Raw genomic sequence first — 6,835 nt, 5'->3', positions numbered from 1 at the left:
GGTGGACTGCGCGATCAGACCTCGCCAGCCGAGTTCGTCCAGGATGTCGACGGGAGCGTTCCCGGTCCGGACGGTTCCCTCGGTCGTGTTGGCGGTTCCCTCAGTCTCAGCACTCACCCCTCGATCTTGTCATCCATCGAGATCGGCGCTCGGACGAGGTGACACCTGTGTGCGTCGAGACCGGTGCGTCGGGCTACTGCCCGGAGACCAGCCGTTCGTGCTCGGCGTCGTCGACCTTGCGTGCCTCGTCGATGAGCATGACGGGGATTCCGTCGGCATCGATCCGGTACGCGACGTGCAGCCGCGGGTTGTAGAGCTCGTCGCCGGCGTTGATCAGCGGGCCGTGGTCCTGCGGGCAGGCCAGCCGTTCGCGCACGATCGGGTCGATGGCCTCAGCGCGTGTCGTCACGCGGCTCAGCCTAGGGCATCGTCGACCGACGACCCGCCCCAGTCCAGCTTCTCGGCGATCGTCCTGGTGTACCGCCGGTAGCGCCCCTCCTCGTCGCGGTACCAGATCCGCGCTCCCGGCTTGGGCAGCCCTTCGGCCGCGAAGACGGTGCTCAACGGACGGTACGACGCGGAGTGCGGGATCTCGTCGACCACGCGGATGAGGTGCGGTCGGATCTCAGCAGGGAACTCCCCGAGTGCGATGCGCAGCTGGGTGACGGTGAGAGACTCGGGCTTGGCATCCGGGCGCAGGGTCAGTGTGGCAACGAGCACCTGGTGTCCGGGCTCCCCCACTCCGTAGGCGACGACCCGGTCGACGCCCTGCATCCGCGACAGCGCGTGGGTGATCGGCGGGATGAACGCGGGTCCGGCCTCGGTTCGGACCACCCGGTCGGTGGCGCCGAGGAAGTACAGGTCGCCGTCGGCATCGCGGACGAACAGGTGCCCCGAGACCTCCCACCGGTCGCGGCTGGTGAAGACGTCACGCAGCACCGTGCCGTTGGTGTCGAACTTGTGCCGGGCCTTGGCCAGCAGCAACCCGGGCTCGCCCACCTCGGCACGCCGGACGAATCCGGACTCGTCGATCAGAAGACGATCGTTTGCGATGTCGTAGGCCGCGACCTCGACCGGGTTGGTCTCCGGGAGCGGCCGCCCGACGGAGGACAATTTGTCGCCGGAGACGTTGGCCAGGATCGCCGAGCCATCGGCGGTCGCGAAGAACTCGAGGATCCGGGCGCGGGGGAAGCTGCTGCATACGTCTTCCCATAGACCCGCCGACATCCCGGAACCCATGAACAGCCGGATCGGGTTGTGCTGGTTGATCCGGAAGCGGGGATCGCGTACTACGTCGCCCAGCATCGACCAGGTGTAGGACACCACGGTGACGCCGTAGCGCTGCACCTCGGTCGCGAAGGTCTCCGGGTCGATGCCGTTGGACAACGCGATACGGGACCGGCCGACCACCGTCGCGCCGAGGGTCGTCAGCAGGCCGGAGGCATGGTGCAGGGGCGGCAGGCAGTACACGGTGTCGCGGTCGGAGAGCGCCGCCGCCGAGGCTGCACCGAACGCCGACATCGCGAATCGGTGGTTGGTCACCGGCCACGGCACGAGCTTCCCCCGGGCACGGCTGAACAGGATGAACGCGAGATCTCCCGCGAGACCGGGATCGGGCCGGTACCACGTGGGCAGGTCGACGGCGTTGGGGTCGATCTGCTCCATGTCGATGATCGTCGCGCCGTCGACACCGTCGATGGCGCGGGAGTCGCCACTGCCACCGCCGAGCACCAGCACCCGGTCCGACGCCGCGCCGGCGAGGTCCAGGTTGGTGGGGTCGGTGACGATGACCGAACTGTCGGCGAGACGCATCATCTCCCGCACGTCGGCGTCTGCGGCCAGCAGCACCGAGACGGCGCCGAGCCGGGCCAGGGCCGCGACCACGACCAGGGCGCTCGGGCGGGTGTCCATCAGGACGCCGATGTGCTGCCCCGGCCGCACGCCACAGTCGATGAGGCCGGCGACGACGTTGTTGATGCGGGTGTCGACCTGGGCGTGGGTGAGTACACGGTTCTCGAAGAGGAAGAGCTCGCTGTCACCGTGCTTCTTGGTGTTCTCGGCCATCAGCTTCGACAGCGAGATCCGGGTGCCGCTCTGGATCTGGCCCAGGCGCAGCAGGCGGGGCACCGTGCGCACCGACTCCGACGCGACGGCCCGCGACGTGCGCTGCAGCGAGTTGACCAGTGTGAGCAGTTCCCGGGAGGCCGCGGTGCCGGCGTCGGCGACCGACCCCACGCCGTGGGTGATGCGCGACGACAGGCTGACGCCACCGCCGTGCCCCGGCTCGACCAGCGACATCTCGCTGATGAGTTCCGGGCGGGTTCCGTTGGCCGACAGCCAGTTCACCCAGTCCGACGTGGTGGGCCAGGTGTGCTGACCGGCCGAGGAACCGACCACCAGACCGAAGTGCCCGACGGGCAGGGTGGACTCGTAGACCTCGGCGTCGGGTGCGGCGCGCACGATCCCGCGCACCGCGGCGGGCTGGCCGATGTCGTCGGCCTCGCCGACGAAAGCCAGTATCGGGCAGGTGATCTCGGTGAGTGACACGAGGTCACCGTTGATGACGAAGCCACCGGAGACCATGCGGTTGTGCGCGACGAACTGGCGCAGCAGTTCGGCGATCGCCGGACCGGACCAGGCCACCCAGCCGTCGGCCTCGAGGAACCGCCGCTGGTCTTCGCGTGGGAGCAGCGCCTCACGGTCGTGGAGACGACGCAGGAAGTCGATGCGGCTGCGGACCGTCTTGACGGGGTCGAGGAGCTGGAAGCCGGTGCGCGCCATCCAGTCCCGGACCCAGAGGTTCCGCACGAAGGAGCGTTCGGCGAGGAACTCCGCGGCCGGCGCAACCAGCCCCGCCGGCAACCCGAGGGGTAGCGCGGCCAGGACGTCGACCGGGCTACCGAAGGTGATGAGGCTCGCGATCCCCTTCGACCGCCGGTACGCCGCGGTCTGGTAGGCGAACATGCCGCCCTGGGAGTACCCGGCGAGGTGGATGTCGCGGCCGGTGGCCTCGACGATCAGGTCGATCGCGCGGCTGATGGCCACCACGTGGTCGGCGAGATTGCGCTCCATCCCGCCCTCTTCGGTGTCCGGGGACCCGAAGTCGACCACCCACGGGGTGATGCCGTTGCGGTGGAGGATCGACACCGCGCCGTTGTGTTCGGTCACGTCATAGACGTTCGCGGACACCATCATCGGCGGCACGAGCACGATGTTCGGGCCGGTGGACGGCTCGTTCGGGAAGTATCGGCGCAGCCGGAACATCTTGTGGGTCTCGACGATCGCGAAGGGGGCCGGTTCGGTCCCGGTCTCGAGACCGCCGAAGCGGAGCACCTCGAGTCCGTTCTGAGCGGTCGCCACCACCCGGCTGACCACACCGCCCAGATCCGGGAGCCCGTCCAAACCCACCATCGCGTCGATTCCTCCCCGTTGTCAGCGAAACGTCCACCACCGACACGTCGGTGACACATGTCACTCTACCCACTCGGAAGTGGTTCTAGCCTCGTCCTCCGGGACCGGCGCCCCAGCGTGTCCGCAGGTCGGCCGACTGCGCCGACACCACGTCTATCTGACGTCGTACCTGATCGGGCGCGGTACCGCCATGCGCGTTACGCGACTCGACCGAACCGCGCACCGTCAGCACCTCGCGGACCGCGGGGGTGAGCGAGGGGTTGATGCCGGTCAGCGTCTCGTCGTCGAGCTCATCGAGGCCGATGCCCCGCGACTCGGCCTCGCGGACACACGCTCCGGCGACCTCGTGGGCAACACGGAAGGGCACACCCTGCCGGACCATCCACTCGGCGATGTCGGTGGCGAGGGTGAAGCCGGCCGGGGCCAGCTCCTCCATGCGGTCGGTGTGGAACTCGAGCGTCGCGACCAGACCGGTGACGGCCGGCAGCAGCATCTCGAGCTGTGCGACCGCGTCGAAGACCGGTTCCTTGTCCTCCTGGAGGTCGCGGTTGTACGCCAGTGGCTGCGCCTTGAGCGTCGCGAGGAGACCCGTGAGGTCGCCGATCAGGCGGCCGGCCTTGCCGCGCATCAGCTCCGCGACGTCCGGGTTCTTCTTCTGCGGCATGATCGAGCTGCCCGTCGACCAGGCGTCGGCCAGCGTCACGTACCCGAATTCCGGTGTGCTCCAAATGATCACCTCTTCGGACAACCGGGAGAGGTCGACCGCGATCATCGCGAACACGAACGCCGCCTCGGCCGCGAAGTCGCGGGACGAGGTGGCATCGATGGAGTTCTCGGCCGGGGCGTCGAACCCGAGGTCGGCCGCGATGGCGGCCGGATCGAGGCCCAGCGACGAACCGGCCAGGGCGCCGGAGCCGTACGGCGAGACCGCGGTTCGGCGGTCGGCGTCGGCGAGCCGGTCGATGTCGCGGAGCAACGGCTGCGCATGGGCGAGCAGGTGGTGGCCGAGCAACACCGGCTGGGCCGCCTGCAGGTGCGTCTTACCGGGCATGATCGCGTCGGGATGCGCAGCCGCCTGGGCGGTCAGCGCGTCGACGACGTCGAGCAGTCCGAGGGCGACGCGGCGCATGGCGGCGCGCAGCCACATCCGGAACAACGTGGCGACCTGGTCGTTGCGCGACCGGCCGGCGCGGAGTCGCCCGCCGAGCTCGGGGCCGACCCGTTCGATGAGACCGCGTTCGAGCGCACCGTGGACGTCCTCGTCGGACTCCGCGGGACCGAAGGTCCCGTCGGCCACGTCGGCCGCCAGACGGTCGAGGCCGTCCAGCATGCCGGTCAGGTCGTCATCGGTGAGCAACCCCGCTTTGTTGAGCACTCGGGCATGGGCCTTGGATGCCTGGATGTCGAAGGGTGCCAGGGCCCAGTCGAAATGGGTCGACTTGCTCAGGGCGGCCATCGCCGCGGCCGGACCGCCGGCGAAACGGCCGCCCCAGAGCGAACCCGCGTTGGTCGTCCCGCCGGTCTGCTCGCCACTCACAGATTCAGGTCCCGCTTGGCCGAGATCTTGGAGGACAGGCCGTGCAGCTCGACGAAGCCACGGGCTGCCGACTGGTCGAAGCTGTCGCCCTCGTCGTAGGTCGCGAGGTTGAAGTCGTAGAGCGACTCGGAGCTACGACGTCCGGTGGCGGCGATGTTGCCGCCGTGCAGGACCAGTCGGATCTCGCCGGAGACGTGCTGCTGGGTCGAGTCCACGAAGGCGTCTAGCGAACGCTTCAGCGGCGAGAACCAGAGACCGTCGTAGACCAGCTCGGCCCACTTGCGGTCGGTGCCGCGCTTGTAGCGGCCGAGCTCGCGCTCGATGGTGACGTGCTCGAGTTCCTCATGGGCGCGGATCAGCACCATGGCGCCCGGGGCCTCGTAGACCTCGCGGCTCTTGATGCCGACGAGACGGTCCTCGACGACGTCGAGGCGTCCGACACCCTGTGCACCGGCGCGGCGGTTCAGCTCCTCGATGGCCTCCAGCACGGAGACCGGCCGGCCGTCGATGCTGACGGGGCGACCCTTGTCGAAGCGGATGATGACCTCGTCGGGGGTGTTCCAGTTGACGGTCGGGTCCTCGGTGTAGCTGTAGACGTCCTTCGTCGGTGCATTCCACAGGTCCTCGAGGAAGCCGGTCTCGACGGCGCGACCCCACACGTTCTGGTCGATGGAGAACGGCGACTTCTTGGTCACGTTGATCGGGATGTTGTTCTCTTCGGCGAAGGCGATCGCCTTCTCGCGGGTCCACGCGTAGTCGCGAACCGGTGCGATGACCTCCAGATCGGGTGCGAGGGTGGCGAAGCCGACCTCGAAGCGGACCTGGTCGTTGCCCTTGCCGGTGCAGCCGTGGGCGACGACGGTGCCGCCGTGATCGCGGGCGGCGGTCACGAGGTGCTTGGCGATGAGCGGACGCGACAGCGCCGAGACCAGCGGGTAGCGGTCCATGTAGAGGGCGTTCGAGGTGATCGCCGGGAGGCAGTACTCGTCGGCGAATTCGTCACGGGCGTCGACGACGACGGCTTCGACCGCGCCGCAGTCGAGGGCGCGCTGGCGGATGACGTCCATGTCCTCGCCGCCCTGCCCGAGGTCGAGAGCCACGGCGACGACCTCCTTGCCGGTCTCCTTCTGGATCCAGCTGATCGCGACCGAGGTGTCCAGGCCGCCCGAGTATGCGAGTACGACACGTTCTGCCATGAGGTGAAGCTCCTGTTCTAAGCGATGACCCGAGTCCATCATCGGCCCCGGGGTTCCGACCACACCGTCCGGGTCTCGGTTGGCGGTGTGTTCGGTTGCGGTACTTGTGCTGTCCGGCCGTCGGCGGGCGCGACCGGTGGTTCTGCAGCGGGACGGCGAGCTACACGAGGCCCTCGATCCGTTTGGCGAGTTCGGCGCCGTCGAGCGGTTCGCGGGCGACGACGAAGATCGTGTCGTCACCGGCGATCGTGCCCACCACGTCGGGGAGCCGCGCGCGGTCGAGGGCGGCCGCCAGGTAGTGAGCGGCGCCCGGCGGCGTGCGCAGCACGGCGAGGTTGCCGCTGCTGTCGGTGGAGACCAACAGTTCCGACACGAGGCGCGAGAGGCGATCGGTCCCGCCGGACACGCCGCGCACAGGCGAACCGTCCTCCGGCACCACGTACACACCCGCGCCGCCGTCGGCGGCCCGCAGCTTCACGGCCCCGAGCTCGTCGAGATCGCGCGACAGCGTGGCCTGGGTGGCATCGATCCCGTGCTGGGCCAGCAACCGCTGCAGCTCCGACTGGCTGCGCACCTGGTGGGTCGACAGGATGTCGATGATCCGCGCATGCCGGCCCGCGCGGGTCGCGGCGAGGCGGTTCTCCGTGGGTTCGGCTCCGGCGGTCACAACTCGTCCTGACTCTCGGGTGTC

Annotated in this window: 6 protein-coding genes (1 of these 6 running past the window's edge); all 6 read right to left on the bottom strand. The window is 69.1% G+C overall.

The annotated features are described in order from the left end of the window. Positions 1 to 117, bottom strand: partial view of a tyrosine--tRNA ligase gene (gene tyrS, locus GKZ92_RS10035; protein ID WP_155225231.1) — the start only. It extends 1,215 nt beyond the left edge of the window; the window shows 117 of its 1,332 coding nt (coding positions 1–117); it begins with the start codon at positions 115 to 117; its stop codon lies beyond the left edge, outside the window. 76 nt (positions 118 to 193) lie between these two features. Then, positions 194 to 409, bottom strand: a complete 216-nt coding sequence (locus tag GKZ92_RS10030; protein ID WP_006360742.1) for a Trm112 family protein — start codon at positions 407 to 409, stop codon at positions 194 to 196. A gap of 5 nt (positions 410 to 414) precedes the next feature. Then, a complete protein-coding gene (locus GKZ92_RS10025; protein WP_042378323.1) occupies positions 415 to 3,411 on the bottom strand; it encodes an AMP-binding protein in 2,997 nt (998 codons plus the stop codon). Positions 3,412 to 3,496: 85 nt separating this feature from the next. Beyond that, positions 3,497 to 4,948: an argininosuccinate lyase gene (gene argH / locus GKZ92_RS10020; protein ID WP_006360744.1), complete on the bottom strand. Its 1,452-nt coding sequence runs from the start codon at positions 4,946 to 4,948 to the stop codon at positions 3,497 to 3,499. Then, complete coding sequence (locus tag GKZ92_RS10015; protein WP_155225230.1) at positions 4,945 to 6,144, bottom strand: argininosuccinate synthase; 1,200 nt, start codon at positions 6,142 to 6,144, stop codon at positions 4,945 to 4,947. The genes argH and GKZ92_RS10015 overlap by 4 nt, the downstream gene beginning before the upstream one ends. Positions 6,145 to 6,304: 160 nt before the next feature. Continuing rightward, entirely contained in the window at positions 6,305 to 6,811 is a 507-nt protein-coding gene (locus GKZ92_RS10010; RefSeq protein ID WP_006360746.1) for an arginine repressor, read from the bottom strand. Positions 6,812 to 6,835 lie beyond the last annotated feature (24 nt).

It is taken from the genome of Gordonia sp. 135 (assembly GCF_009720185.1).
Taxonomy (GTDB): domain Bacteria; phylum Actinomycetota; class Actinomycetes; order Mycobacteriales; family Mycobacteriaceae; genus Gordonia; species Gordonia alkanivorans.
Note: the sequence above shows the minus strand (reverse complement) of the source record. Positions and strands in the feature narration are given on the sequence as shown.

Coding starts and splice junctions, on each gene's coding strand:
- GKZ92_RS10025 (WP_042378323.1), bottom strand. CDS start 3,411: ATGGTGGGTTTGGACGGGCTCCCGGATCTGGGCGGTGTGGTCAGCCGG.
- GKZ92_RS10015 (WP_155225230.1), bottom strand. CDS start 6,144: ATGGCAGAACGTGTCGTACTCGCATACTCGGGCGGCCTGGACACCTCG.